This is a genomic window from Streptomyces niveiscabiei (genome assembly GCF_001419795.1).
GTDB classification, from domain to species: Bacteria; Actinomycetota; Actinomycetes; order Streptomycetales; family Streptomycetaceae; genus Streptomyces; species Streptomyces niveiscabiei.
The window spans coordinates 5,682-6,533 of sequence record NZ_LIRL01000529.1; the positions used below are offsets into that span (position 1 = coordinate 5,682).

At 71.8% G+C, this 852-nt stretch carries 2 protein-coding genes and 1 pseudogene; all 3 read right to left on the reverse strand.

Features of this window, described 5'->3' with window-relative positions; genetic code table 11:
• Positions 1–78: 78 nt before the first annotated feature.
• A partial coding sequence (locus AOK24_RS51120) for a LutC/YkgG family protein (RefSeq protein ID WP_240554113.1) occupies positions 79–420 on the reverse strand: 342 nt, incomplete at its 5' end.
• A gap of 2 nt (positions 421–422) precedes the next feature.
• A pseudogene (locus tag AOK24_RS51125) lies at positions 423–687 on the reverse strand (lactate utilization protein C); the annotation flags it as partial.
• The coding region (locus AOK24_RS46330) for a lactate utilisation protein LutB domain-containing protein (protein WP_159051973.1) at positions 684–852 on the reverse strand (169 nt) is incomplete at its 5' end. The pseudogene AOK24_RS51125 and the gene AOK24_RS46330, both read right to left, overlap by 4 nt.

Consider the following 852-nt stretch of genomic DNA (forward strand, 5'->3'; position numbering starts at 1 on the left):
CCCCGGCGAGGCGGGCGGAGACGTCGTCGACGGACGTGAACAAGGGGGCCTCCGGCAGGAGAGGCGGCACGGACGCTCCTATCTAAGCGCTTGTTCACCACCGTTGTCACTGCTTACCAGGATCACTTCCAGCGTCCGGGGCCCGTGCACCCCCTCGACCCGGTCCAGCTCGATGTCACTCGTCGCCGAAGGACCCGAGATCCAGGTCAACGGCCGCAAGGGATCCAGCCGTTCGAGCGCCTGCGGTACGGACGACACGACCTGATCCGGCACGCGGACGACGCAGATGTGGTGGTCGGGGACGAGCGTGATCCGGCGCCGCCCCTGGTCGGGCCCGCCGTCCAGGACGATCGTCCCGGTCTCGGCGACGGCGAGCGCGCACCCCGTGACGACACTGTGGACGCGGTCCAGCTCGTCCGGNNCGGCGTCCAGCCCCGGCGGTACGACCACCGAGGTGGACCCCCGCTCGGTCAGCAACCGCCCGATGAGCGCGGGGAGTTCACCGGCGTCGGTCCGGTGCACGATCGCCCGATAATCCGCCAGATTCTCCGCCAGCAGCTCGACACACTCCGCCGGACTCAGCCCCCCGTGCTCCCGCAGATACCCCCGCTCGATCGGCGCATCGTCGACCGCCACATCCGCGAGCGCGCGCCGCACCCGCCCCAACACCCGTTCCCTGCTGCTCACTTCGCGCCCCCTCGGGTCCGCTGCCACCAGTCACGGAACGGCTCGACGGGAACCGTCGGCAGATCCCGCGTCCCGCTCCACGCCTTGCCGGGTCCGGGCAGTGTCCGGGGATGGAACCGACGGCTCCGCGAAGCGACCCGCTGCCCCGCCCGCAGCGCACCGGCC